General features: G+C 64.5%; 26 protein-coding genes. 19 read left to right on the top strand and 7 right to left on the bottom strand.

Annotated features, from left to right (window positions below; translation table 11 throughout):
- The first annotated feature begins 4 nt into the window (after nt 1–4).
- The gene (locus CH290_RS04400; protein ID WP_019667906.1) at nt 5–1,102 is read left to right on the top strand and encodes an FUSC family protein; all 1,098 of its coding nucleotides are present in this window, start codon (nt 5–7) and stop codon (nt 1,100–1,102) included.
- 71 nt (nt 1,103–1,173) lie between these two features.
- Nucleotides 1,174–2,100, top strand: coding sequence for a cation diffusion facilitator family transporter (locus CH290_RS04405; RefSeq protein ID WP_019667907.1), 927 nt, complete (start codon nt 1,174–1,176; stop codon nt 2,098–2,100).
- Here CH290_RS04405 and CH290_RS04410 read toward each other — a convergent pair.
- Nucleotides 2,090–2,557 carry a pyridoxamine 5'-phosphate oxidase family protein gene (locus tag CH290_RS04410; RefSeq protein ID WP_026348267.1) on the bottom strand — a complete coding sequence of 156 codons (468 nt, stop codon included), beginning with the start codon at nt 2,555–2,557 and terminating at the stop codon, nt 2,090–2,092. The genes CH290_RS04405 and CH290_RS04410 overlap by 11 nt on opposite strands.
- 53 nt (nt 2,558–2,610) lie before the next feature.
- On the opposite strand from CH290_RS04410, the gene CH290_RS04415 reads away from it, so the two are divergent.
- Together CH290_RS04415 and CH290_RS04420 are read left to right on the top strand one after the other, a co-directional pair.
- Complete coding sequence (locus CH290_RS04415) at nt 2,611–3,552, top strand: helix-turn-helix transcriptional regulator (protein ID WP_019667909.1); 942 nt, start codon at nt 2,611–2,613, stop codon at nt 3,550–3,552.
- Between the two features lie 34 nt (nt 3,553–3,586).
- On the top strand, nt 3,587–4,057 hold the full coding sequence (locus tag CH290_RS04420; protein WP_019667910.1) for a winged helix-turn-helix transcriptional regulator: 471 nt from the start codon (nt 3,587–3,589) through the stop codon (nt 4,055–4,057).
- Here CH290_RS04420 and CH290_RS04425 read toward each other — a convergent pair.
- Together CH290_RS04425 and CH290_RS04430 are read right to left on the bottom strand one after the other, a co-directional pair.
- Complete coding sequence (locus CH290_RS04425; protein WP_026348268.1) at nt 4,038–4,811, bottom strand: site-2 protease family protein; 774 nt, start codon at nt 4,809–4,811, stop codon at nt 4,038–4,040. The two genes, CH290_RS04420 and CH290_RS04425, sit on opposite strands and share 20 nt — an antisense overlap.
- Nucleotides 4,808–5,473: a hypothetical protein gene (locus CH290_RS04430; RefSeq protein ID WP_026348269.1), complete on the bottom strand. Its 666-nt coding sequence runs from the start codon at nt 5,471–5,473 to the stop codon at nt 4,808–4,810. The genes CH290_RS04425 and CH290_RS04430 overlap by 4 nt, the downstream gene beginning before the upstream one ends.
- A 179-nt stretch (nt 5,474–5,652) precedes the next feature.
- On the opposite strand from CH290_RS04430, the gene CH290_RS04435 reads away from it, so the two are divergent.
- The 8 genes from CH290_RS04435 (at nt 5,653) to CH290_RS04470 (ending at nt 12,226) form a co-directional block, all read left to right on the top strand.
- Nucleotides 5,653–6,945 (top strand): adenylosuccinate synthase, encoded by a 1,293-nt coding sequence (locus CH290_RS04435; protein WP_033188615.1) that lies wholly within the window; start codon nt 5,653–5,655, stop codon nt 6,943–6,945.
- Between the two features lie 405 nt (nt 6,946–7,350).
- Entirely contained in the window at nt 7,351–7,902 is a 552-nt protein-coding gene (locus CH290_RS04440) for an alternate-type signal peptide domain-containing protein (protein WP_020113358.1), read from the top strand.
- 10 nt (nt 7,903–7,912) lie between these two features.
- On the top strand, nt 7,913–8,467 hold the full coding sequence (locus CH290_RS04445) for a hypothetical protein (protein WP_019667915.1): 555 nt from the start codon (nt 7,913–7,915) through the stop codon (nt 8,465–8,467).
- Entirely contained in the window at nt 8,464–9,060 is a 597-nt protein-coding gene (locus CH290_RS04450; protein ID WP_019667916.1) for a signal peptidase I, read from the top strand. Before CH290_RS04445 ends, CH290_RS04450 begins: the two co-directional genes overlap by 4 nt.
- A complete protein-coding gene (locus CH290_RS04455; RefSeq protein WP_033188614.1) occupies nt 9,057–9,554 on the top strand; it encodes a hypothetical protein in 498 nt (165 codons plus the stop codon). The genes CH290_RS04450 and CH290_RS04455 overlap by 4 nt, the downstream gene beginning before the upstream one ends.
- Nucleotides 9,554–10,138, top strand: a complete 585-nt coding sequence (locus tag CH290_RS04460; protein ID WP_020113360.1) for a SipW-dependent-type signal peptide-containing protein — start codon at nt 9,554–9,556, stop codon at nt 10,136–10,138. The genes CH290_RS04455 and CH290_RS04460 overlap by 1 nt, the downstream gene beginning before the upstream one ends.
- Nucleotides 10,139–11,686 (top strand): signal peptidase I, encoded by a 1,548-nt coding sequence (locus CH290_RS04465; protein ID WP_230620898.1) that lies wholly within the window; start codon nt 10,139–10,141, stop codon nt 11,684–11,686. It begins immediately after the preceding gene.
- Between the two features lie 99 nt (nt 11,687–11,785).
- Nucleotides 11,786–12,226, top strand: coding sequence for an LGFP repeat-containing protein (locus CH290_RS04470; protein ID WP_019667920.1), 441 nt, complete (start codon nt 11,786–11,788; stop codon nt 12,224–12,226).
- Between the two features lie 163 nt (nt 12,227–12,389).
- Here CH290_RS04470 and CH290_RS04475 read toward each other — a convergent pair whose 3' ends face one another.
- Nucleotides 12,390–12,908 carry a methylated-DNA--[protein]-cysteine S-methyltransferase gene (locus CH290_RS04475; RefSeq protein WP_033188612.1) on the bottom strand — a complete coding sequence of 173 codons (519 nt, stop codon included), beginning with the start codon at nt 12,906–12,908 and terminating at the stop codon, nt 12,390–12,392.
- 60 nt (nt 12,909–12,968) lie between these two features.
- On the opposite strand from CH290_RS04475, the gene yczR reads away from it, so the two are divergent.
- The gene (gene yczR, locus CH290_RS04480; RefSeq protein ID WP_020113363.1) at nt 12,969–14,444 is read left to right on the top strand and encodes a MocR-like transcription factor YczR; all 1,476 of its coding nucleotides are present in this window, start codon (nt 12,969–12,971) and stop codon (nt 14,442–14,444) included.
- 37 nt (nt 14,445–14,481) lie between these two features.
- Here yczR and CH290_RS04485 read toward each other — a convergent pair whose 3' ends face one another.
- Nucleotides 14,482–15,558: a CaiB/BaiF CoA transferase family protein gene (locus CH290_RS04485; RefSeq protein WP_033188611.1), complete on the bottom strand. Its 1,077-nt coding sequence runs from the start codon at nt 15,556–15,558 to the stop codon at nt 14,482–14,484.
- A gap of 89 nt (nt 15,559–15,647) precedes the next feature.
- Between CH290_RS04485 and purT the strand changes: the two genes are divergently transcribed.
- Together purT and CH290_RS04495 are read left to right on the top strand one after the other, a co-directional pair.
- The gene (gene purT / locus CH290_RS04490; protein ID WP_033188610.1) at nt 15,648–16,856 is read left to right on the top strand and encodes a formate-dependent phosphoribosylglycinamide formyltransferase; all 1,209 of its coding nucleotides are present in this window, start codon (nt 15,648–15,650) and stop codon (nt 16,854–16,856) included.
- On the top strand, nt 16,853–17,335 hold the full coding sequence (locus CH290_RS04495; protein ID WP_037182970.1) for a DUF456 domain-containing protein: 483 nt from the start codon (nt 16,853–16,855) through the stop codon (nt 17,333–17,335). Before purT ends, CH290_RS04495 begins: the two co-directional genes overlap by 4 nt.
- On the opposite strand, the gene CH290_RS04500 is transcribed toward CH290_RS04495, so the two are convergent.
- The gene (locus CH290_RS04500; protein ID WP_019667926.1) at nt 17,328–18,074 is read right to left on the bottom strand and encodes an amidohydrolase family protein; all 747 of its coding nucleotides are present in this window, start codon (nt 18,072–18,074) and stop codon (nt 17,328–17,330) included. The two genes, CH290_RS04495 and CH290_RS04500, sit on opposite strands and share 8 nt — an antisense overlap.
- A 46-nt stretch (nt 18,075–18,120) precedes the next feature.
- On the opposite strand from CH290_RS04500, the gene CH290_RS04505 reads away from it, so the two are divergent.
- On the top strand, nt 18,121–18,999 hold the full coding sequence (locus tag CH290_RS04505) for an SMP-30/gluconolactonase/LRE family protein (protein WP_033188609.1): 879 nt from the start codon (nt 18,121–18,123) through the stop codon (nt 18,997–18,999).
- Nucleotides 19,000–19,053: 54 nt separating this feature from the next.
- On the opposite strand, the gene CH290_RS04510 is transcribed toward CH290_RS04505, so the two are convergent.
- Nucleotides 19,054–20,424 carry an FAD-dependent oxidoreductase gene (locus CH290_RS04510; protein ID WP_037143485.1) on the bottom strand — a complete coding sequence of 457 codons (1,371 nt, stop codon included), beginning with the start codon at nt 20,422–20,424 and terminating at the stop codon, nt 19,054–19,056.
- A gap of 344 nt (nt 20,425–20,768) precedes the next feature.
- Between CH290_RS04510 and CH290_RS04515 the strand changes: the two genes are divergently transcribed.
- The 3 genes from CH290_RS04515 to CH290_RS04525 are packed head-to-tail and all read left to right on the top strand — an operon-like array spanning nt 20,769 to nt 23,465.
- Nucleotides 20,769–21,629: an ABC transporter permease gene (locus CH290_RS04515; protein ID WP_033190162.1), complete on the top strand. Its 861-nt coding sequence runs from the start codon at nt 20,769–20,771 to the stop codon at nt 21,627–21,629.
- Entirely contained in the window at nt 21,626–22,654 is a 1,029-nt protein-coding gene (locus CH290_RS04520) for a taurine ABC transporter substrate-binding protein (protein ID WP_033190163.1), read from the top strand. The genes CH290_RS04515 and CH290_RS04520 overlap by 4 nt, the downstream gene beginning before the upstream one ends.
- The gene (locus CH290_RS04525; RefSeq protein WP_052083230.1) at nt 22,638–23,465 is read left to right on the top strand and encodes an ABC transporter ATP-binding protein; all 828 of its coding nucleotides are present in this window, start codon (nt 22,638–22,640) and stop codon (nt 23,463–23,465) included. Before CH290_RS04520 ends, CH290_RS04525 begins: the two co-directional genes overlap by 17 nt.
- Nucleotide 23,466: the final 1 nt, after the last annotated feature.

Consider the following 23,466-nt stretch of genomic DNA (forward strand, 5'->3'; position numbering starts at 1 on the left):
CCGTGTGAGGGCGGGCCGGGCGAGGTTGCAGCTGTCGTTGTTGCCGATCGTTCAGTGTGCGCTGGCGGCGGGTGTCGCGTGGTTCGTCGCGACGGACATCGTCGGTCATGCTCATCCGTTCTTCGCGCCGATCGCTGCTGTCGTGTCGCTCGGTGTGTCGTTGGGCGCGCGAATGCGCCGGTCCGCTGAGTTGGTGGTCGGTGTCACGGTCGGGATCGGTGTCGGTGACCTGATCATTTCGGCGATCGGCAGTGGGCCGTGGCAGATCGCGCTGGTGGTTGCGCTCGCGATGTCGACGGCGGTGTTCCTCGACGGTGGTCCGATCATCGCGATGCAGGCGGGTTCGTCGGCTGTGTTGGTCGCGACGCTCATTCCTCCTGGCGATTCGGGTGGGATCGACCGAATGGTCGACGCATTGACCGGTGGTCTGGTGGGCATCGCGATCGTGGCGCTCATTCCGACGCATCCGGTGTGGCGGGCGCGTAAGGACGCGGCGCGGGTGCTCGGTATCGCGTCGGATGTGTTGCAGAAGGTGGCCGACGGGTTGGTGGCCAACGATCCGAAGCCCATCGAGGAGGCTTTGAAGAAGGCTCGCGCCACCCAGTCGGACATCGATGCGTTGCGCACGAACCTGAAGGGTGGTCGGGAGATCGCGCGGATCTCTCCGTTGTATTGGGGTCATCGGAACAGGTTGGCGGGTCTGGAGAAGACGGCCGATCCGATCGACAACGCGATTCGCAACATTCGTGTGTTGGCGCGTCGCTCGTTGACGCTGGTGCGGGACGACGAGATTCTCGATCCTCGGGTCGTCGACGAGGTGGAGAAGCTGGCTCAGGCAACGGATGTGTTGCGCCGGATGGTGCTGGCAGATCCGGGCCGTCAGCCGGATGCCGCGGAAGCGGCGAGGGTTCTGCGCGCGGTGGCTGCAGGCGCGAAGCCCGAGTTGATCTCCGATGCGGGCCTGTCGGCAACGGTGGTGCTCGCGCAGTTGCGGTCGATCATCGTCGATTTCCTCCAGGTTGCGGGTCTGAAACGTATTTCTGCGCTGGCGACGCTTCCGCCTACCGTCGCGAAACCGGAGGTCACGCCGGACCTGTTCTGACCCTGTCGAGACCATTGCACATATGCGTATGTACGCATATGGTGAGGTCGGCATCGACGGAAGGGGAAGTGATGGGCGCGGGGCACGGGCACAGTCACGGCATACCGGCCTCAGGTGGAACGGCCGGACCGTCCACCAAGCGGATCCGCAACATGGTGATTGCACTGGCCATTCTCGTGGTCTTCTTGATCCTCGAGGCGACGGTCGCGTTGATCATCGACTCCCTGGGCTTGCTGGCCGACGCCGGCCACATGCTCACCGATGTTCTCGGAATGTCGATGGGTCTCGTGGCCCTCCTTCTGGCCCGTAAGGGAAGTGCCGCCGCTGCACGCACGTTCGGCTGGCATCGTGCGGAAGTCCTGACGGCCATCGCCAATGCTGTTCTGCTCCTCGGTGTCGCCGCGTTCATCATGTACGAGGCGATCGATCGAATCGGCGACGCGCCGGAGATCCCCGGTCTTGCGCTGATCGTCACCGCGGCCGCAGGTCTGGTCGCCAATCTGGTCGTCATGGTGCTGATTCGCGGCGACGCGAAGGACAGCATCGCCGTGCGCGGTGCCTACATGGAGGTGCTCGCCGACGCTGTGGGCAGCGTCGGTGTCCTCGTCGCAGGCCTGGTGATGGTGGTGTTCGGATGGACGTGGGCGGACATCGTGGTCGGTGTCCTGATTTCGCTGTGGGTGATTCCGCGGGCCATCAAGCTGGCGGGCTCCGCGCTGCGCATCCTGACTCAGGCGAGCCCGGGTCACGTCGACGTCGAGGCCGTCGAAGCCGATCTTGCTGCCCTACCCGGCGTGGTCGGTGTGCACGATCTGCACGTCTGGACCCTCACCACGGGTATGGACGTCGCGACCGTGCACCTCGAATGCGACGGCTCCGGCCCGGTTCTGCTGGATCGCGCCAAAACGGTGCTCGCGGCCTACGGTCTGGACCACGCGACCGTGCAGGTCGAGCCGTCCTCCCAGGGATCTGCGTGCAAGAACGAACTCACTTGGTGAACGTCTTCACCGGGCTTCCCGGTCGCCACAGCTCGATCTGCATGTGATCGTCGACGAGTGAGGTCAGCACCACCTCGGTGATGTCGAGATCGAAGACGTTGTAGGGCGTCAGTTCCGGTGGTGCTGCGTCGAAGATCTTCTGCAGTGCATCGGGGTCGGTGAGTTCGACGGCTGTGCCCGCGATTTTCGCGTCGCCGCCTTCCATCGAATGGTGGCCGGGGTTGCTGTGCAGGGCGAAGCGTGGATCCCGTTGCAGATCTCTGGCTTTGAGTGCGTTGAGCATCGACCCCAGGCGCAGCACGCCGCCGTCGGCGAATTCCACTTCTGTCCCGCTGACCCGCGGAGACCCGTCCTGTCGAAGCGTTGCGAGCACATGGTGCTTGTTGGCGGAGAACCGTGCCGCCACCCCGTTCGCCAGGGCGGGTGCCGCGGACTCGAAGTCTTTCCATGTCGTCATGGCAGCAGTATGCGGACACATCACTGACACCTTCTGTCAGTAATATCGGCGGTGTGCGTTCCTCGCGGCTGTTGCAGTTGATGCTGTCCCTCCAGCACGGCCGTGCGACGACCGCACAGGCGCTGGCCGACGAAGCAGGAGTGTCGGTGCGCACCATCTACCGCGATATAACCGCGTTGCTCGACGCCGGGGTCCCGCTCTGGACCGAGTCCGGACCGGGTGGGGGAGTGCGGCTCCTGGACGGATGGCAGTCGAAGCTGTCCGGCATGTCCGGTGTCGAGACCTCGGCGTTGATGTTGCTCGGCGTGCCGTCCGTGGCTGCAGATCTGGGGCTGGCCGACGTCACGGCTGCGGCCGAGACCAAGCTGCTGGGTGCGCTCCCATTGCCGTTGCGCGCCGGCGCCCAGATATGGCGTGAGCGGTTGCACGTCGACGCCCCGGGCTGGTTCACCGACGTCGAACCGTCGCCGCATCTGAAGGTGATCAGCGCGGCTGTGTTGGCGGGTCGGCAGCTCGATCTCGACTATCGGGGCTCGACGCGCACCGTCGCCCCGCTGGGACTGGTGGCCAAGGCGGGCGTCTGGTACCTCGTCGCCGCCCGGGGAGACGCCGTCCTGTCGTATCGTGTCGACCGAGCCGAGGGTGCTCGGACGCGGACGGAACCGGTGGCCAGGCCCGACGGCTTCGATCTCGCTCGATGGTGGGCGGAATCGGCGTCGAAGTTCGATCGGGTACTGCTGACCTTCGATTGTCGAGTCAGGTTGTCCGCGAATGCTGTTCGCATTCTCCCTGCTGTCGTCGGTCGTGAAGCAACTCCGGCACTCCCTGGCGCCGACGTCGACGGGTGGACGACCGTCGATCTGCGGCTCGAGACGTTCGACGTCGCCCTGGGGCAGTTGACGACGCTGGGAGGTGGCGTCGAAGTGCTGGAACCGGTGGCGTTGCGGCGGGCGCTGCACCGGGTGGCGTCGGAGATGGCGTCGCGAAACTCCTGACTGCATTCGACCGAAGTCAGGGTAGTCTCGGGGCATGACAGCGATGACATTGTCGGGCCCCCTCGCCGACCGTGATTCGTGGACGGCGAATCACTGCTCGATCGACAAGGCAATGGGTGTCGTGGGCACACGCTCGGCCGTTCTCATTCTGCGTGAGGCGTATTACGGGGCAACACGATTCGATCAGTTCGCTTCACGCGTCGGGATCACCGAGGCGGTGGCGTCGGCGAGGTTGAAAGAACTGACGGAGGCCGGACTGTTCGTGAAGTCGCCCTACCGAGATCCGGGCCAGCGGACACGGTACGAGTACCTGCTGACCGAAATGGGTGACGATCTGCTGCCCGTCGTGCTCGGACTGATGCAGTGGGGAGACAAACACCTGCAGTCCGGCCGTGGACCGTTGGTGGTGACGGACGGCAACGGCCGGGTTCAGGTGGAGGTCAGGAGCACCGACGGACGGGCGGTGGCTGCGGACGATCTGGAAGTCAGAGCCAGAACCGCATGAGGTAGTTGCCGTACTGCGCATAGATGTCGGGGACTCCGGAAAGTCCGAACATCCAGTAGATGGCGTCGAAGAACACGATGTTGACCTGGGGCACGAACAGGAATGCGACGAGGATCAGAATGCCGTACGGCTTGAAGTTGGCCAGCGCTCGGCGGGTGTCGTGGGACAGGTTGTTCTCGATCGCGGCGTAGCCGTCGAGACCGGGAACCGGAAGAAGATTCAGCACCGTGGCCATGACCTGCAGAAACGCCAAGAAGCTCAAGCCCCACCAGAACGCGCGATGATCCGAACCCGTTCCCCAGACGCGAATCACGACCAGCAGAACCACGGCGGACACAAGATTCGCACAGGGCCCGGCAAGAGCGATCCTGCGCTGGATCCTCGGCTCGAACATTCCGGTGCGGAGATACACCGCGCCGCCGGGAAGACCGATTCCGCCGATCGCGATGAACACCACCGGCAGCACGATCGACAGCAGCGGATGGCTGTACTTCAGCGGGTTCAACGTCAGGTAACCGCGCAGCTCGACCTCGCGATCACCGGCCCGGAACGCGGTGTAGGCGTGACCGAACTCGTGCAGGCACACCGTCACGATCCACCCGGCCAGGACGAGGACGAACACCCCTATCCGTGCCGAGACGTCGGCTGGCGATTGTGCAGTCCACGCAACGACACCGCCGACCACCGCAGCAGCCACCACGGCCAGGAAGACCGGGCTCGGGCGTACGCGTCGACGCCGCAGGGGGATGCTCACCGGACCAGCAACCACTCCACGTGATGGCGATAGAACGTCGATCGCTTCACTTCTCGGTCGCCGGGCACGCCGTCGCGAGTCAGACTCGCCGCGTACGCTCCGAGCTGCATGGCGCGGCCGTGGGCCCACCGATGCGGAAGCAGGCGTCGGCCCCCGGTGACGCGGGCCTTGAGCCCGGGCATGTTCGGCGTCGGGACGATCTCGACGGCATGCGCCGTGCCGGAGAACAACTTCGTGTCGTCGACGTAGGCCTCACCTTCGAGCGAACGCCCGGAAGTACCGTGTACGACGGCCCGGCCGACCACGGCCTTGCCTGCGTCGTCACGGATCAGCGGGGTCGGCGACGCCGTGCCCGTCATGGCAACCTTCGCGGCCCGCGACCCCGTTCCGAGGCGGTAGACATGCCCCGCGGCCGTCGCCGACTCGGGAACGAACGCGACTTCGACGTCGAGGCGATCGGTACGCATCAACCTCGTCAACACGGCCGCGAGGGACGCGTCGCCGCCGAGGACGATGACCCGCGGGCCAGGTGACCCGGCGGCGTCGGCCAGGAGGGCGTCGCACTCGTCGTTGGTGGGAATCTCCGACGCCGACGTCAGTGGCACATCCGTCAGCGAGATCGGCAGCGGAGGGTTTCCGCAGTGCAGGACGAACGGTGTCACTGTGCTCCCGTGCAGTTCTGTGGTTGTGGCCTGGTGCTCGGTCTCCACCGTAGCGCCATGACCGGTGCCACACTGCCTCGGCTAGACTGACCCCCCGGCCTGCCTCCACACCTGGAAGCAACCTCCCGCACGTCAATTACACAGCTAGTTTTTGCACAGAAGAGACACCAGGAGAGCACATGCCGGCGATAGTCCTGATCGGCGCCCAGTGGGGCGACGAGGGCAAAGGCAAAGCAACCGATCTGTTCGGCGAACAACTCCAGTGGGTGGTTCGGTACCAGGGTGGCAACAATGCGGGCCACACCGTCGTGCTCCCCAACGGGGACAAGTTCGCGCTCCACCTGATCCCGTCGGGCATTCTGACTCCGGGAGTCAAGAACATCATCGGAAACGGCGTCGTCGTCGACCCGGGCGTTCTGCTGACCGAGCTGGCCGGGCTCGAGGAGCGCAACGTGGACACGTCAGGCCTGCTGCTCAGCGCCGATGCGCACCTGATCATGCCGTACCACGTGGCCATCGACAAGGTCACCGAACGCTTCCTCGGAGCCAAGAAGATCGGCACCACCGGTCGCGGAATCGGACCCTGCTACCAGGACAAGTTCGCACGCGTCGGCGTCCGTGCAGCGGATGTGCTGGACGAGAAGATCCTGACCCAGAAGGTCGAAGCTGCACTGGAATTCAAGAACCAGGTGCTCTCCAAGATCTACAACCGACGCGCTCTCGACCCGCAGCAGGTCGTCGACGAGGTCCTCGGGCAGGCGGAGAAGTTCAAGCACCGCATCGCGGACACGCGGCTCGAGCTGAACCTCGCTCTCGAACGCGGCGAGACTGTGCTTCTGGAGGGATCGCAGGGCACTCTGCTCGACGTCGACCACGGCACCTACCCGTACGTGACGTCGTCCAACCCGACGGCGGGCGGCGCGGCAGTCGGCTCCGGCATCGGACCCAACAAGATCACCACCGTCCTCGGCATCCTCAAGGCCTACACGACGCGCGTCGGGTCGGGTCCCTTCCCGACCGAGCTTTTCGACAACTCCGGCGAATACCTCGCGAAGCAAGGCGGCGAGGTCGGCGTCACCACCGGGCGTGCGCGTCGGACAGGGTGGTTCGACGCGGTCATCGCCCGCTACGCGACCCGTGTCAACGGCATCACCGATTACTTCCTCACCAAACTCGACGTGCTCTCCAGCCTCGATACCGTCCCGATCTGCGTCGCCTACGACGTCGACGGAGTCCGTCACGACGAGATGCCGATGACGCAGACCGGATTCCACCACGCCCAGCCGATCTACGAAGAGATGCCAGGCTGGTGGGAGGACATCTCCGGAGCGCGCACCTTCGAGGACCTTCCGGTGAACGCACAGAACTACGTGCTCAGGCTAGAAGAGCTCTCCGGCGCCCACATGTCCTGCATCGGCGTCGGCCCCGGCCGTGACCAGACCATCGTTCGTCGGGACATTCTGAACTCCTGATTCGTTCGACAAAGGCCCCGTAGCGTTCGCGTTGCGGGGCCTTTCTCGTCTCGTGGCCTGGTTTCGGCCGACGCGTATCGAAAGATACTTGTCGGTCGTTATCTTTGCGTATACGCGACCGTAGATCCTCCGTCTGACCCTCTTAGCTGACTGCCTCGGCTCTTTCTGTGCTGCGATCGAATGAATCGACGCTTTACATCGACCGTGTCGGTGTAACTGTCGGTTAGGTAAAAGTCCAGTAAAAAGACCTTCGGACTTTTACATTCGCAGGGGTAACAGACCGCGTGGTCCTTGCGAAACAATGGACGTCGCACCAGGTGCGCGGGCCGGCACCGGCCGACTCGACCCGAAGAACGCCGGGTCCCTCACTGGCCTTCCATTGGGCCCACACGAAGAGAGAAACGAATGAACAAGGCAACCAAAGGCGCCATAGCCGCGGGGGCGGCAGCTGTCCTGCTGCTCGGCGGTTTGGGATCCTTCGCACTGTGGCAGGACGATGCCGAAGTCGCGGGTGGAGAAATCAACTCTGGTGAACTGAACTTCGAACCGGTCGCGGGGACTGCTCTGTGGACCGAGACGTCGGTAACACCCAACGTCGTCATCGGGCCTAGCCCAGCTGGGTTCTTGATCGTGCCGGGTGACGTTCTGGAATACTCCTCGGACTACGTGGTGAACTGGGCAGGACCCAACCTCCGGGCGACGATTACTGCGGACTTCACGGAAGTGACCGGTGATCCCGCTCTCGCCGCCGCACTGGCCGGCGCGACCGTCTCGGTCAATGGTGGCACCGACCTACCCAATGGATCGGCCGTTCCGCTGCCGCTGACGGCGTCGCCACAGACCATCAGCGTCGAGGTTCGGATCGAATTCGACCCAGACACGGCTGGTTTGGTTGCGCAGAACGAGTCGGTCGACCTGGATTCCTTCACGCTGACGCTCGACCAGGTACGTCCCTGATCTCTGCGAAGTGATCAAGCACGGCCGATACTGGGCACTCGCAGCCGCGTCCGTCGTTGTGGTGGTTTTCGGATCAGCACAGACGACGGGCGCGCTGTGGCGTGACGACGCCATCGTGAGCGGTGGAACCATCAACTCCGGGACCTTGGACATCAAGGTCGGACCCGCAGGGGCAGAGGTGAACGATTATGTGCTCGCCGCACTCGGCGGGACGAATCTCGGTCCGAACGGGTTTTCGCAGGCATCGTTGTCGATCAAGAATGCGGGAAACGTTCCCTTCGACTACCGACTCCAGAGCACAACGGTCACCGGAACGGTGCCGCTGACGTTGACGGCAAGCCTGGTCGGGGCGGCGGCGGATTGCCCGCCGACGACCGCTCCAACCGGCGCCACTCAGCTGTACACCGGCAATGCCGCTGGGGCGCAGGCTCCGACGGCACCCGCCGCACGTTTGCTCGCCCCCGGAGCGGCGGAGGTCTGGTGTTTTCGGGTGTCCGTAGGTATAGACCCGCCGAAGAGTCAGTCCTCGACCGTGAAATTCTCGTTCCGAGCGGATCAGACATGAGCACCGAAGACACCGACGTGATTCCCGTTGTCCCGCCCGAGAGGAACGGGGACGAGCGCACCGGGGTGTGGTGGTGGGTGAGTCGAATCGTGTCGTACACGTTGCTGGCCGCGATGCTGTTCGTTCTGGCTGTCACCGTGGTCGTTCCGCGTGTGTCGGGGGCGACGCCGTACACCATCCTCACGACATCGATGAAACCCACGTATCCGCCGGGGTCATTGGTCGTGATCAAGCCTGTCGACCGTTCCGAGCTCGCTGTCGGAACGGCAATCACGTACCAAATCCGTTCCAATGAACCCGATGTGGTGACGCACAGAATCGTGGCGACTCAGCAGTCCGGTGGCGGTGTCACGACGTACATCACGCGTGGAGACAACAACGGGTCCGATGACGAGAACCCCGTGCAGTTCGGCCAGATACGAGGCAAGGTCTGGTATTCCGTGCCCTACATGGGGTACGTCAACAATTGGCTGAACGGTGAACAGCGCCGAATAACGGTGACCGTCATAGTGATCGGGCTCGCAGGTTATGCAGTGTTCATGTTCGTCGGCGCGGGTCTCGATCACCGGAAGAAGCGGAGGGAGGCGTCGTGAATTCGAACGTCGCCGTTCCGTGCGCTGTCCTGGTGACGGGACTGGCAATCGTAGTGTTGCTCGGAACAGGTTCCGCGCGGCCAGTGCAGACCGTCGGGTACAGCTACGACGGCGAGACGTGGGGACCGACGTTGCCGAGTCCGCTCTTCGACAACGAGATTCGATGGGTCCCCGGTGACAGTCGCGATGCTGTATTCCATGTCTTCAACGACACCGACGACGATGGTCGAATCCAACTGAAGCTCGTCGCCGACAGCAGAGAGTTCGGCGAATCGCTGACGGTGTCGATCGATGGGTCGGAGTACCGATCGGGTTGCGGATCCGTACTGATCGGCGCACACGAAAAGCGTCGGATCGGTGCCACTGTCGACATGGCAGTGAACGCGGGCAATGCGACCCAGAATTCCCGAGCGCTTGTCGACCTGGTGGTGCGGTGGGACAACGGAGACAGCGTGATTTGTGTTTCGGAGAATCAGGAAGGGGCGTACTCGTGATGGCGAGTCACAAGCAGAACCTGGGGGTCCTTCGCCGGATCGTCTCGGCGCTGATCAGCGCTCGGGCTCGCGCCATCATGTCCATCGGTATCGTTCTCGGGCTGGGTGCCGTAGGAACCCTTGCGGCATGGTCGGATACGTCGACAGCTACCTCGGGGACGTTCACGACAGGCACGATCGACATCAAGATCGGCAACCCTGCGGTCGACAACAATCCACCTGCATTCGCAACAGCCCTCACCAATACCGCGATTGCCCCGGGCAATACAGTCACCGCGCCGCTACTCGTGCGGAACTCCGGGACGGTGCCGTTCAACTACACGCTTTCCGTGGCAGCGACCAACACAGGTCTGGGCGGTTTGCTGGAAAGTTTCGTGTACGGGAACTCGGACTGCTCTGGGCCCGCGGTCAGTACGGTGTCCGGGTTGTTTCCGTCGAAGCCTTTCCCCGGCGTGAATCGGCCCATCCCAGCCGGTGGAACCGACCAACTCTGCATCAGGGTGACAATGCCGTCGACCGCCACGGCCCCGGCGACTCCCGCGACCGGAACCATCACCTACTCACTCGTGGCGACGTCGACCTAGATGAGTACCAACGCAGTACGTTCACGCGCGCACTCGAATCGAAGGTGGGTGCGCGAGATCGCGCTGACCGTCGGCGCACTGGCCGGGTTGCTGTGTGTTTTGGTTGCGCTGGCTGCGGCTGTGTTCGGGATTACGCCGCTGGTCTTCCGATCCGGCTCGATGTCACCGGCCATCGAGACGGGTGCACTCGCGCTGAGTAAGACCACGCCCGCGGTCGACATTCAAGTGGGTGACATCGTCAACGTGACCAACGCGGCGGGCAACGGAATCACGCACCGAGTCATCGAAATCGGAGCCGTCGGAAGCGACAGCGTCGAGCTCTATTTGAAGGGCGACGACAACGCGGAACCCGACGCCGAGCCCTACGTCGTGTCGGAAGCGGGACGGGTCCTTTTCAGCGTCCCCAAGCTCGGCTACGCGGTGACGTGGCTGAGCGGACCTGTTGCGGTCTTTGCAGGCGGTGTTCTTGTCGGCGTTCTGTTGATGGTCGCGTTTCGGCCGCGTCGGGTATCTCCGTCGGAAACCGATGAGGAGCCGCATGGGCGGCACAGTCGACTGCCGACATCGGGACTGGTGGTCCTCGCAACGCTCGGGGCCGTGGCTTTGTCGTCGACGAATCCTCCTGTGGCACTGGCTGCTCCGTTGACCGATACTTCGATCGCAACGAGTGGGAATTTCCAATCCGTTGTTCCGATACCGACAGGATTCAGGTGCGATGACTCGGGTGGTGCTCAACTCAGCTGGCAGAACAATCCGGCCCTTGGCTATGAACTGAGTTTCACGCCTGCGCCGGCCGGTGTGACAAACCCTGTCGTCCTGCCTCCCGCCCCCGGAACCACACGAACGTGGAGCGCCGCGCAACTCCTGTCGCTGCTGATGATCGGCACCCGCACCTTTACTCTCAGGGCAACCTACAACGGCGTCCGGTCAGCGCCGACTGGTAGCAGAGGAATCAACTACATCACAGCCTTGCTCACCGCGTGCGTCGCGGTCGGTCCCGCCGGTGCAGCTCCCAGGCTCGCGCCCCAGGCTGCGCCCACGACAACAACACCTGCCCCGGCGTCGACGACGGCGCCTGCGACCACGACGGAGCAGCAAGCCACCACGACAACCCCGCCCGCCACGACGACGACGCCACCCGCCACTACAACGACGCCACCCACCACGACAACGACGGAACCGCCACCGGCAGCTGTGGAACCCCCACCTGCCCCGGTGACGACAACGACGACCACCGCGGCACCCCCGGCTGACCTGATCTCACCCCAGTCCTCCCCGTCGGGCTCGGCGGTGGCGACGGTGGTGAGTGTCGACGGCTCGCCGACGTTGCAGATCACGGACTCGTCAGGCGACATCCAGTACAGCGGTCCCATCTCGTCGAGCTCGGAGTACGGCTATGGAGTGGCCTGGGCGTCGGGTGACCAGCTGTGGCTCCTCGGACCGAGCCAGTTGGTTCGACTGGACGGAACCGGCGGAGGGTGGAGCCGCACTGTCGTCGATCCGGCGTCGGGAGAAGTTCCGGCCGAGATTTCGGCTCTGTTGAACTGACGCCGGAAAAGAGTCGAAACATATATTTGCTAATTGACGTGCTTTATCAGCGAAGTGGGCGGACAATGGGCGCCAGGTAAAGCGACGGAAGGTCGGTCGATGTCCACTTCGTACAATGGTCTAGATGTCTTCGGGTACCAATTCGACCGCTTCGCCTATGAACATCCGTGGATCGGCGAGGCCGTCGGGGAATTCATGCTCGGACCGAGCGGCGGGGGCATGATGGAGTTCGCCAAGGCCACGGTGTTCGCACTTCCGGAGGGTGGGGCGCACGAGGTTCACGGCGAGATTCTCGCGTGGTACCTGGCGCACGGGGGTCCGTACGGTGCTCTGGGGTACCCGATCAGCAACGAGAAGCCGACCCCTACCGGCTACGGTCGCTACAGCTTGTTCGAGCGTGGCTCCATCGGGTGGATGCCGGAGACGGGAGCTTTCACCATCGGTGGCACGCGTGAAGACGACGTCAGGGTTCCCGGACCCGAGGCGGAGAGCGTGTCCGCGGTCGAGGTACCTTCCGGGACCGAACCAATTTCCGCTTGAAATACCGCACGTCGGAATAGGCGCACATAAACTGGAATTACGGTTTGTTTCGGCAGGCGACTATTGCTTTTATTTCACTCGGCGACCATTCGTATAATGTACTGACAAATGGATAATTCACTCGAGTGAATTAGTTTCGCATTCATCTCTCGCGCGTCGTCGACTAGAACAGCGTCGGCTCCCCGAAGCCGGGAATGCCTTCGATGGCAAGGATTCTTTGCTTCGTCGACGGTCCTCCGGGAGCCGAGAAGCCGCCGACCTCTCGGCCTGCGCCGAGGACTCGGTGGCACGGGATGATCACCGGCACCGGGTTGCGGCCGAGCGCACCGCCAACTGCCTGCGCAGCGCCCGGATGGCCTAGCCGCGCAGCAACAGCGCCGTACGTCATTGTGGAACCTCGGGGGATCGCGCGGGTGACGTCGTAGACGGCGTTGTCGAAGTCGGAGACGTCGAGAACGACCGGAATGGCCGACAGGGCGGGGTCCCCGCCGTCGAGCAGTGCCATGATGCCCTCGATGGCTACGGTGGCGACGCCGTCCGGGTCGCCGGGGAGGGCGTCGAAGCCGGTCAGGTAGTCGATCAAGCGGTCCTCGGACTCGGGCAGGGCGACGGCGGTGACGCCGTCGGCGTTCCAGGCCAGGCCGCACCGTCCGAGGGACGTGTCGAACAGCGAGTACGGCATGCGTCCAGTATGGACTGCGTTCGAACTGGACTTCGATCCAAAGGCCAGTAGGATCGGGAAATGGCGATACGGGTACTCAACGCAACTTCGATGGCGCGCGATCTGGGACGGTGGCGAACCGAAGCCGAGGACGCGTCCGGTCGCAAGCGCACGTCCCGCCCCACGTACCGGGCCTTGGCCGACGGGATCAGGCTGCTCATCCACGACGGCCGGATTCCGCTGGGAGTGGGGTTGCCGAGCGAGCGCGATCTGTCGTCCGCGCTCGACCTGAGCCGTACGACGATCACGTCGTCCTATGCCGTGCTGCGTGAAGAGGGCTATCTGATCAGCAAGCAGGGTGCCCGCAGCACAGTCGCACTGCCGGACATGGCCAAGCCCAACGGGTTGTTGGTGCAGTCTCGCTCGACCGGGCCGGTCATCGATATGTCCCATGCGGCGATGGCAGCGCCGACGGACGCCATGCTGCACGCGTACAACTCTGCGCTGCAGGCACTTCCGGCCTATCTGTCCAACCACGGTATGGAACCGATCGGGCTTGCGGTGCTGCGTGAATCCATTGCCCGACGGTTCGTCGAGCGCGGGTTGCCGACGACCCCGGATCAGATCATGGTCACTTCCGGTGCGCAGCAGGCAGTTCGGTTGTTGCTGGGCACTCTCACGTCACCGGGGGATCGGGTACTGATCGATCACCCGACATACCCCAATGCGCTGGAGGCGATCAGGCGCGTCGGCGCTCGCCCGGTCCCGGTTCCGATCAGGCCGGACGGGGAGCCCTGGGATCTCGACGGAATCCGCAGTGCTGCAAGGCAGACCGCATCCAAGGTTGCATACATGATTCCGGACTTCCACAATCCGACGGGCCGTTGCCTTCCCGCCGACGGTCGCGCCGAGCTCGCCAAGATCGCCAGGGACACGTCGATGACGTTGATAGTCGACGAGACCATGGTCGATCTGTGGCTGGATGCGCCTCCGCCGCCGCCCGTCGCGTCGTTCGGGCGTGTGTCGGGCACGGATGTGGTGACGATCGGTTCGGCGTCGAAATCGTACTGGGGTGGGCTGCGTATCGGATGGATCCGAGCCAATCCGTCGTTGATCAGCAGGCTTGCTGGATCGCGAGCTGCGCACGACCTGGGCACGTCCGTCATGGATCAGCTTGCCGCCGGGTTCCTGTTGCAGGACGCGGATGCGATTCTCGACACGCGACGTGAGCAATTACGCGAGCGTCGGGGTGTGCTGGAATCCGCTCTTGCGGAGCACCTTCCGGACTGGACGTACCGACGGTCGACGGGCGGGATGTCGTTGTGGCTGCAGATCCCGACGCCCGTGTCGAGTGCACTCGCCGCGACGGCGCCGACGTTCGGCGCCGTCCTCGCGGCGGGCCCCCGGTTCGGAGTGGAGGGTGCGTTCGAGCGGTTCCTCCGTCTGCCGTACACCCGGGAGCCCGCGGAGATCACCGCGGCCGTCGTCGCGACCGCCGGTGCTTACGCTGCCCTGGCGCCGAGCGCGGACGACCGAGAGCCCGCGCTCGTCTTCTGATGTGAGTACTCATGTAGGCCCTGGCCTACATGAGTACTCACGGCCAGAGGGTGTCCGGATCGACCGCAGTCGATGCGGGTGCGGTGGGGATGCCGTTGGGAGTGCGGGAGAAGCGGGGCGCCGGCCGGTGCTGGGTGATGCCGTCGACCTCGATCAGAGTTTCGCGCGCGGCCAGATGCTTGTGGTCCGATGCTTCGCCGAACGTGAGGATCGGCGAGACGCAGGCGTCGGTGCCGTCGAAGATGGCGGCCCACTCGTCGCGCGTCTTGGTCTTGAACACCCGCGTGAAGATCTCACGCATCTCGGGCCAGCGGTCGCGGTCGCCCTGGCCCGGTGTGGTGGCTGGGTCGAGTTCGAGCAGACGGAGCAGCTCGGCGAAGAACTGCGGCTCGAGTGCGCCGACGGCCATGTGCTTACCGTCGGCGGTTTCGTAGGTGTCGTAGTAGGGCCAGCCGGTGTCGAGCATGTTGACGCCGCGCTCGTCCGACCAGGCGCCGACACCGCGTAGGCCCCAGATCATGTGCGACAGCGCTGCTGTCCCGTCGACCATCGCGGCGTCGACCACCTGGCCCTTGCCCGAGGTCTGACGCTCGAACAGTGCGGCGAGGATGCCGAAGATCAGGAACATCGATCCGCCGCCGAAATCGCCGACCATATTCAGCGGTGGTACTGGACGCTCACCCTTGCGTCCGATGGCGTGCAGTACGCCCGTCACGGAGATGTAGTTGATGTCGTGGCCCGCCGCAGACGCCCACGGTCCGTCCTGTCCCCATCCGGTCATGCGGCCGTAGACGAGCTTGGGGTTGCGTTCCAGCGCGACGTCTGGGCCGAGTCCGAGGCGCTCGGTCACGCCCGGTCGGAATCCTTCGATGAGGACGTCCGCACGTTCGATCAGTCCCAGAATTCTCTCGACGTCGGCCGGGTCCTTGAGGTTGGCCTCGACGAGGGTGCGGCTGCGCAGCTGCTGATCGTGCTCCGAGATCTGGCCGGCGCGCTGAACGCGCACGACCTCGGCTCCCAGGTCGGCCAGCAGCAGGGCGGCATGGGGGCCGGGCCCGATTCCTGCAAGTTCGACGACTCGAAGTCCTGTCAGCGGTCCACCGGTACTCGACACGTATTCCTCGTTCCGATCAGTATGAAATAAGCGAATCGAGGTTAACTTAGCGTGACTGGAGGCGCGAGGGAACCCCGAGGCCGTGGATAATGAGCGGCGTGAGCGCAGGAGACGAAGCAGTCCGGATCGGCACACCTCTGACCCCGGGAGCCACGCGAGTGATGCTCCTCGGCGCGGGCGAGTTGGGCAAGGAGGTGATCATCGCGTTCCAGCGCTTGGGCGTCGAGGTCATCGCCGTCGACAGATACGACAACGCGCCGGGCCATCAAGTTGCTCATCACGCCTTCACGATCGACATGAGCGACCCCGAACAGCTCCTGGCATTGATCGACGCTCAGCAACCGGACTTCGTCGTTCCCGAGATCGAGGCCATCGCGACCGACGCGCTCGCCGAGGTCGAGAGTCGAGGCAGGAGTGTCGTCATTCCGACGGCCCGGGCGACGCAGCTGACCATGAATCGCGAGGGGATCAGGCGGCTCGCGGCCGAGGAGTTGGGCCTTCCGACGTCGCCCTACGCGTTCGCCGACTCGCTCGAGGACGTTCACAGCTCCCTGGACTCCATCGGCTATCCAGCCGTCATCAAGCCGGTGATGTCCTCGTCGGGCAAGGGACAGTCGGTGGTCCGCGGACCTGAGGACGTCGCGGCGGCATGGGACTACGCGTTGAAGGGCGGACGCGTCGACCTCGGTCGTGTCATCGTCGAGGGATTCGTCGACTTCGATTACGAGATAACACTTCTCACCATCAGGTCGACGGCGGGAACGGATTTCTGCGAGCCCATCGGGCACCGTCAGGAATCCGGTGACTACGTCGAATCGTGGCAGCCGCAACCGATGTCGGACGGTGCGCTCGCTGCGGCGAAGGACGTGGCGGACAAGATCACCACTGCTCTCGGAGGGCGAGGCCTGTTCGGCGTCGAACTGTTCGTTCAGGGCGACAACGTCTACTTCTCCGAGGTCAGCCCCCGTCCACACGACACAGGGTTGGTCACGCTTCGTACGCAACGGTTCTCGGAGTTCGAACTGCACGCCCGTGCCATCCTCGGACTCCCGGTGGACACCACGCTCGTCTCGCCGGGTGCGTCGGCGGTCGTCTACGGCGGCGTCGACGCGGAGGGCATCGCCTTCGAGGGTGTCGCCGACGCCTTGGCCGTACCGGAGACCGATGTTCGGTTGTTCGGCAAGCCGGAGAGCTTCGTGCGTCGACGGATGGGCGTTGCGGTGTCGACGGCGTCCGACATCGATTCGGCTCGCGCGCGGGCAACCGAGGCTGCAGGCAAGATTCGTCCCGTCACGTGAGTGCCTGGGGGGAGGTGCTGGTCGCTCTGGCGATCCTCGTGGGGTTGGTCGGGATCGTCGTGCCGATTCTGCCCGGCGTGATTCTGATCTTCGCGGCAATTGCGGTGTGGGCGTTCGTGACCGGTGGCGCCGCGGCCTGGGTGGTCCTGGGAATCGCGACGGTTCTGCTGGTCGCCAGCGGCGTCGTGAAGTACACCTGGCCGGGGCGAAAGATGAAGGACGCAGGCATCCCGACGCGTTCGCTGGTGGTCGGCGGTCTCGTGGGCATCGTGGGGTTCTTCGTCATCCCCGTCGTCGGCTTGTTCGTCGGGTTCGTCCTCGGCACTTATGTCGCGGAACTTCCCCGGCACCGCAATCACGGTCAGGCGTGGAGATCCACGGTCCATGCCACCAAGGCTGCGGGGCTGTCCATCCTCGTCGAACTGTTCGGTGCACTCCTCGCGACCGGTGTGTGGCTCGGAGCGGCGATCTTCATTTGACCCGGTACCAGGCCCGGGCGTTGCCGCCGAGGACCGCGGGAAGGTCGCCTCCCACGGCTTCGGCGACGAGATCGATATCGGTTTCCAGGAACCGTCGGGGCGCTCGGGTGCCCGGTAGATCGGTCCCGAACATCAGGGCGGCAGGGTCGACGGCGTGGATTTTCCTCATGGCATCGACGATGTCCATGTCGACTCGGCCGAAGGCGGAGGCTTTCACGCGGACGCCACGCTCGACGAGGTCGAGCAGGTAGGGCAGGCCCTGCGCGGACATGCCGAGATGGTCGATGCTCACCGCGGGAAGCTTGGACAGGATCGGTTCGAGCGAGAGCAGCATCGAGGCTTCGACGTACAGTTCCGCGTGCCAGCCGACCAGTTCGTGGGCTCTGCGGGCTTGGGCGGTGAGCGTCTGGACGTCCGTCGCGCCTCGTTTGAAGTTGAGCCTGATGGCGCGGACGCCGGCTCGATCGAGTTCGACGATCTCGTCGTCGGACGTATCGGGATCGAGCTGCGCGACGCCTACCCAGCTGGGCCCGAGCGCGTCCAACGCGGCCACCAGGTACGCCTGGTCGGTGGTGTGGAACGACGAACTGATGACCGCGCCGCCGGTGATTCCGAGGCCGTCGGTGTCGCGGTCGTAATCCTCGATGGTGTACGGCTCCGGTGGGTACCCCTGATTCTCGACCAGCGGGAATCGCGGGTCGAGGATGTATCGGTGGGCGTCGAACACAAGGGACAGCATGCCAGCAATGCGATTTCGGCACCCGGGGACCCGCGCCGGTGTTTGAATGCGAAACATGAGAGCTGAAGCAGAAATCGTCCTCGACGGGTACACCTTCCTCGAGTGTCCGCGCTGGCGAGACGGCCGAATCTGGGTGTCCGACTTCTACAGCCAGCGGGTGGTGTCCGCTCGCGGTGACGGGTCGGACGTTCGCGTCGAGGCCGAGGTGCCGCAGCAACCGTCGGGACTCGGGTGGTTGCCGGACGGCCGATTGCTCGTCGTCTCGATGCGAGATCAGAAGTTGCTCCGGCGTGAGGACGACGGTTCGCTCGTCGTGCACGCAGATCTGTCGTCGTACGTGAAGGCGAACCTCAACGACATGCTCGTCGACGACCGAGGACGCGCCTACGTCGGCAATTTCGGGTTCGATCTGATGAACCTGGCGACGCCGGACACGGCCGATCTACTGCGCGTCGATCCCGACGGTTCGGTGCACGTCGTGGCGAAGGATCTCTATTTCCCGAACGGGATGGGTCTGACGCCCGACGGGGAGCTGGTGGTCGACGAGACGGTCGGCAACCGCATCAGTGTCTTCGCGGTGCACCCGGACGGTTCGTTGGGGGAGCGGCGCGACTGGGTGAAGTTCGCGGAGGTGCCGGACGTGACGTCGATGGAGTCCGCGCTGGGGCAGCTGTCCGTGGCTTCCGACGGCTGCGCGATGGATACCGACGGATCGTTGTGGGTGGCCGACGCGCTGGGTCAGCGAATTGTGCACGTGGTCCCGGGCAAGGGAATCGTCGATCAGCTCGAATTCGACACCGGGGTGTTCGCGTGCGGCCTCGGTGGTGACGACGGCCGAACGCTGTACGTCTGTGCGGCTCCGGACTTCAACGAGCACCAGCGCAAGGTCGAGACGGAGGGGAAACTTCTGGCGGTGCGGGTCTAGCCGCCGTGAGTAGGAAACGCACAGCGCTCTGTGCGTTTCCTACTCACGCGTGAATCAAGCCTTGTCGGGCTCGGAAGCGCGGAGCATGTCCTCGCGTTCGACGACTTTGACGCGTTCGCGGCCTTCGGGCTCGCCGAGGGAGCGTTCGTGGGCGTCGAGGCGGTACCAGCCGTCCCAGGTGGTGAAGGGAACCTTCTTGTCTTCGAGGAACGTGGTGACCGCGTCGAGATCGGGGTCGGTGGCGCCGGTGAAGCCGGGTGCGTCCTCGAGGAGGTTGGCGACGGTTTCGTTGGCGTCGCCCTTGGTGTGACCGATCAGGCCGACGGGTCCACGCTTGATCCAGCCGGTGACGTAGGTGGCCGGGACCGGGGTGGTCGAGGACGGGGACTCCACGACGCGGCCTGCTTCGTTGGGGATGGTGCCGGCTTGGTCGTCGAAGGGGAGTTGGGCGATGTTCTGGGAGAGGTAGCCGACGGCGCGGTAGACCGCTTGGACGTCCCAGTCGTTGTAGGTGCCGGTGCCGCGGACGTTGCCGGTGCCGTCGAGTTCGGTGCGTTCGGTGCGTAGTCCGACGACCTTGCCGTTCTCGCCGAGGATTTCGGTGGGGGATTCGAAGAAGTGCAGGAACAGTTTGTGGGGGCGGTTGCCGACGTCGCGGATGGCCCAGTCCTGCAGGGTGTTGGCGACCATGTCGACCTGCTTGGATCCGCGGCGGGCGGCTTCGGAGCCTTCGTCGTAGTCGATGTCCTCGGGGGCGACGATGACCTCGATGTTGGGGGAGTGGTCGAGTTCGCGGAGTTCGAGGGGGGTGAACTTGGCTTGCGCGGGTCCGCGGCGTCCGAAGACGTGGACTTCGAGGGCCTTGTTGGCTTTGAGGCCTTCGTAGACGTTGGCGGGGATTTCGGTGGGGAGGAGTTCGTCGCCGGTCTTGGCGAGGACGCGGGCGACGTCGAGGGCGACGTTGCCGACGCCGAGGACGGCGACTTTCTCGGCGTCGAGGGGCCAGGTGCGGGGGACGTCGGGGTGGCCGTCGTACCAGGAGACGAAGTCGGCGGCGCCGTAGCTGCCGTCGAGGTCGATGCCGGGGATGTTCAGTGCGCGGTCGGCGTTGGCGCCGGTGGAGAAGATGACGGCGTCGTAGAAGCGGCGCAGGTCGTCGAGGGTGATGTCGGTGCCGTAGTCGATGTTGCCGAGCAGGCGGACCTGGGGCTTGTCGAGGACCTTGTGCAGGGCGGTGATGATGCCTTTGATGCGGGGGTGGTCCGGTGCGACGCCGTAGCGGATGAGGCCGAAGGGTGCGGGCATGCGCTCGAACAGGTCGATACTGACATCTGTGTCGGACTTCATGAGTGCGTCGGCGGCGTAGATGCCTGCGGGTCCGGCGCCGACGATGGCGACGCGGAGTGGACGAGTCTGATCGGTCATGTGCAGCGAACTACCTTCGTCGAGGGCATGTACGGACACCCCAGCATAAATTAAGTGTTACCTGATCTGGGCTGGTGGTCGTCACTCAAGGCTACGTCGCACTCCGGGCACACTCCAAGGCATCCGGACTTGAGCTATTTCCCGGTTTCAGGTAGGAATTGCATCATGCAGACGACATTCCTGGTCCGGCGAATCGCCCTGGACCTTTGTCGTACCTGCACCACCATGTGTTGTCGGTGATCTCTCCCGCGCACCGGGCCCTCTGAGGCCCGTTCTTTCTTCTCACTTCTCCACAGCCCTGTCGCGCCGTGCCCCGGGCTGCTCCATCCCTCGAAAGTGACACCATGTCCACTTCCGTCGAGGTCGTTCCCGACGACCCCGTGCGCCGCTCGCTGCCCAGGGCTTCAGCCCGACGCGGGAACGGCTACCTGACCTCCATCGGTCTTCCGATCGTCTCACTTGTCGTGTTCATCGGGGTCTGGCAGGTCGCTGCATCCAGCGGCGTCTGGAACGAGACGTTCGTGCCCTACCCCAGCACGGTCTGGAAGGCGTTCGTCGACTTCTCGACCACGCACGACGGTGTGCGCGGCTACCAGGGTTACCTGCTCTGGGAGCACCTCTACATGACTCTCCGACGCGTCCTTGCCGGCGTCGTCATCGGCATCGCGCTGGGCGTCGCCCTCGGTCTGGCCATGGGCACGGTCAAGTGGGTGCGGGCGGTGCTCGAACCGTGGCTGACGTTCCTGCGCGCGCTGCCGCCTCTCGCGTACTTCTTCCTGCTGGTCATCTGGCTGGGAATCGACGAGGCACCGAAGGTCACACTACTTGCGCTCGCAGCGCTCCCGCCCGCGGCCGTTGCGACGACCGCTGCGGTTCTCGCGGCTCCGGTCGGGCTCGTCGAGGCGGCTCGTGCTCTGGGGGCGAGTAAGAAGGATGTCATCAGGGATGTCGTAGTTCCATCGGCGCTTCCCGAAACATTCACCGGCATGAGGCTTTCCGTCGGTATTGCGTACTCCTCCGTTGTTGCGGCGGAACTGTTCAACGGCATTCCCGGCATCGGCGGCGCAGTCAAAGATGCCAGTAACTACAACAACACCCCCGTAGTGCTCGTCGGCATCTTCGCCATCGGCATCTCGGGTCTCGTCATCGATGGCTTGTTGCGTGCGCTGGAGCGCCGCGTAGTTCCCTGGAGGGGAAAGATATGAAAATCGCCAAAGCTGTTGTCGCTCTTGCTGTCGGAGCGCTCGCGCTTTCAGCGTGCTCGGTGGACAACTCGACGACCGACGACAGCAAGCCCACGATTCGTATCGCGTACCAGTCGTTCCCCAGCGGCGATCTCGTCGTCAAGAACAACGGATGGCTCGAAGAAGCGCTGCCGGACTACAACATCAAGTGGACGAAGTTCGATTCCGGCGCCGACATCAACACCGCGTTCATCGCGGGTGAACTCGACTTCGGGGCAATTGGATCCAGCCCGGTCGCACGTGGACTGTCTGCGCCGCTGAACATTCCGTACCAGGTCGCGTTCGTGCTGGACGTGGCAGGCGACAACGAGGCGCTCGTCGCGCGCAACGAATCGGGAATCACGGACGTCGCGGGCCTGCGGGGCAAGCGCATCGGCACCGCCTTCGCGTCGACCGCGCATTACAGCCTCCTCGCCGCACTGGAGCAGGCGGGCCTGTCCGCGTCGGACGTGGACCTGATCGATCTGCAGCCTCAGGCTTCTCTCGCTGCGTGGGAACGTGGCGACGTCGATGCCGTGTACACCTGGCTACCGACGCTCGACGAACTCCGGAAGACGGGTACGACGCTCATCGCGAGCCGTGAACTCGCCACCGCGGGTAAACCCACGTTGGACCTCGGCGTCGTGTCCACCGCGTTCGCCGACGAGCACTCCGATGCGGTCGATGTGTGGCGTCAGGTCGAAACGCGTGCACTGAACACGATCGCCGACGACCCGGACGCGGCCGCGAAAGCTGTCGCGGCGGAGATCGGAATCACCGAGGACGAGGCTGCGAACCAGCTCGGTCAGGGCGTTTTTCTCACGCCGGAGGAATTGACGTCGCCGGAGTGGCTCGGGACCGATGGAGCCGTCGGCAACATTGCGGCGAACCTGCAGAGCGCGTCGCAGTTCCTCGCGTCGCAGAACCAGATCCCCGAGGCCGCACCGCTCGAGACGTTCGAGAACGCGATCTACACGAAGGGATTGCCCGGTGTCCTTCAGAACTGACACGGCTTCGAGAGCCGAAGCGTCGACCCATGCCGTCACCGGTGACGGAAGCATCCGCATCGACAACGTCTCGCACATCTACGGCAGTGGACGTGACGCCGTCACAGCACTCGGACCCATGGATCTGACTGTTCCGCCTGGTGAGTTTCTGGTCCTCGTCGGGGCGTCGGGCTGCGGTAAGAGCACGCTGCTGCGCCTCATCGCCGGGTTCGAATCGGCGACGGACGGAGATGTTCTCGTGTCGGGCACCCGCCCCACGCCGGGGCTGACCTCCGGTGTCGTGTTCCAGCAGCCGCGGTTGTTCCCATGGAAGAGCGTGGGCGGCAACGTCGAACTCGCGTTGAAGTACGCGGGTGTCTCGAAGGGCGCGAGAAAGAAGCGTCGCGACGAGCTGCTAGAGCGAGTGGGTCTCGAGGGCACGGCGGATCGCAACATCTGGGAGATCTCGGGCGGCCAGCAGCAGCGTGTGGCGATTGCACGGGCGTTGGCGGCGGAGACGTCGCTGCTTCTGCTGGACGAGCCGTTCGCTGCACTCGACGCGCTGACCCGTGAGCGGTTGCAGGAGGACTTGCGGCAGGTCAGCGCGGAGTCCGGACGCACGAGCGTCTTCGTCACTCACAGCGCGGACGAGGCGGCGTTCCTAGGGTCTCGCATCGTCGTGTTGACCAAACGTCCGGGCCAGGTGGCTCTCGACATACCGGTCGATCTCCCGCGCAGTGGGATAGACGCCGACGAGCTTCGCGGCTCGCCCGAATTCGCAGCGTTGCGCGCCGAGGTCGGGCACGCAGTCAAATCCGCTGCAGCAGCGTAAG

Source organism: Rhodococcus sp. 06-156-4 (genome assembly GCF_002259345.1).
Lineage (GTDB): Bacteria > Actinomycetota > Actinomycetes > Mycobacteriales > Mycobacteriaceae > Rhodococcoides > Rhodococcoides fascians_E.

What these genes read in the sequence shown, in the direction of transcription:
- CH290_RS04410 (WP_026348267.1), bottom strand. Translation starts at nt 2,557, where the DNA reads ATGACGACATGGAAAGACTTCGAGTCCGCGGCACCCGCCCTGGCGAAC.
- CH290_RS04500 (WP_019667926.1), bottom strand. Translation starts at nt 18,074, where the DNA reads ATGCTGTCCCTTGTGTTCGACGCCCACCGATACATCCTCGACCCGCGA.
- CH290_RS04440 (WP_020113358.1), top strand. Translation starts at nt 7,351, where the DNA reads ATGAACAAGGCAACCAAAGGCGCCATAGCCGCGGGGGCGGCAGCTGTC.
- CH290_RS04435 (WP_033188615.1), top strand. Translation starts at nt 5,653, where the DNA reads ATGCCGGCGATAGTCCTGATCGGCGCCCAGTGGGGCGACGAGGGCAAA.
- CH290_RS04460 (WP_020113360.1), top strand. Translation starts at nt 9,554, where the DNA reads ATGGCGAGTCACAAGCAGAACCTGGGGGTCCTTCGCCGGATCGTCTCG.
- CH290_RS04510 (WP_037143485.1), bottom strand. Translation starts at nt 20,424, where the DNA reads ATGACCGATCAGACTCGTCCACTCCGCGTCGCCATCGTCGGCGCCGGA.
- CH290_RS04465 (WP_230620898.1), top strand. Translation starts at nt 10,139, where the DNA reads ATGAGTACCAACGCAGTACGTTCACGCGCGCACTCGAATCGAAGGTGG.
- CH290_RS04470 (WP_019667920.1), top strand. Translation starts at nt 11,786, where the DNA reads ATGTCCACTTCGTACAATGGTCTAGATGTCTTCGGGTACCAATTCGAC.
- CH290_RS04475 (WP_033188612.1), bottom strand. Translation starts at nt 12,908, where the DNA reads ATGCCGTACTCGCTGTTCGACACGTCCCTCGGACGGTGCGGCCTGGCC.
- CH290_RS04520 (WP_033190163.1), top strand. Translation starts at nt 21,626, where the DNA reads ATGAAAATCGCCAAAGCTGTTGTCGCTCTTGCTGTCGGAGCGCTCGCG.
- yczR (WP_020113363.1), top strand. Translation starts at nt 12,969, where the DNA reads ATGGCGATACGGGTACTCAACGCAACTTCGATGGCGCGCGATCTGGGA.
- CH290_RS04405 (WP_019667907.1), top strand. Translation starts at nt 1,174, where the DNA reads ATGGGCGCGGGGCACGGGCACAGTCACGGCATACCGGCCTCAGGTGGA.
- CH290_RS04505 (WP_033188609.1), top strand. Translation starts at nt 18,121, where the DNA reads ATGCGAAACATGAGAGCTGAAGCAGAAATCGTCCTCGACGGGTACACC.
- CH290_RS04515 (WP_033190162.1), top strand. Translation starts at nt 20,769, where the DNA reads ATGTCCACTTCCGTCGAGGTCGTTCCCGACGACCCCGTGCGCCGCTCG.
- CH290_RS04450 (WP_019667916.1), top strand. Translation starts at nt 8,464, where the DNA reads ATGAGCACCGAAGACACCGACGTGATTCCCGTTGTCCCGCCCGAGAGG.
- purT (WP_033188610.1), top strand. Translation starts at nt 15,648, where the DNA reads ATGAGCGGCGTGAGCGCAGGAGACGAAGCAGTCCGGATCGGCACACCT.
- CH290_RS04420 (WP_019667910.1), top strand. Translation starts at nt 3,587, where the DNA reads ATGACAGCGATGACATTGTCGGGCCCCCTCGCCGACCGTGATTCGTGG.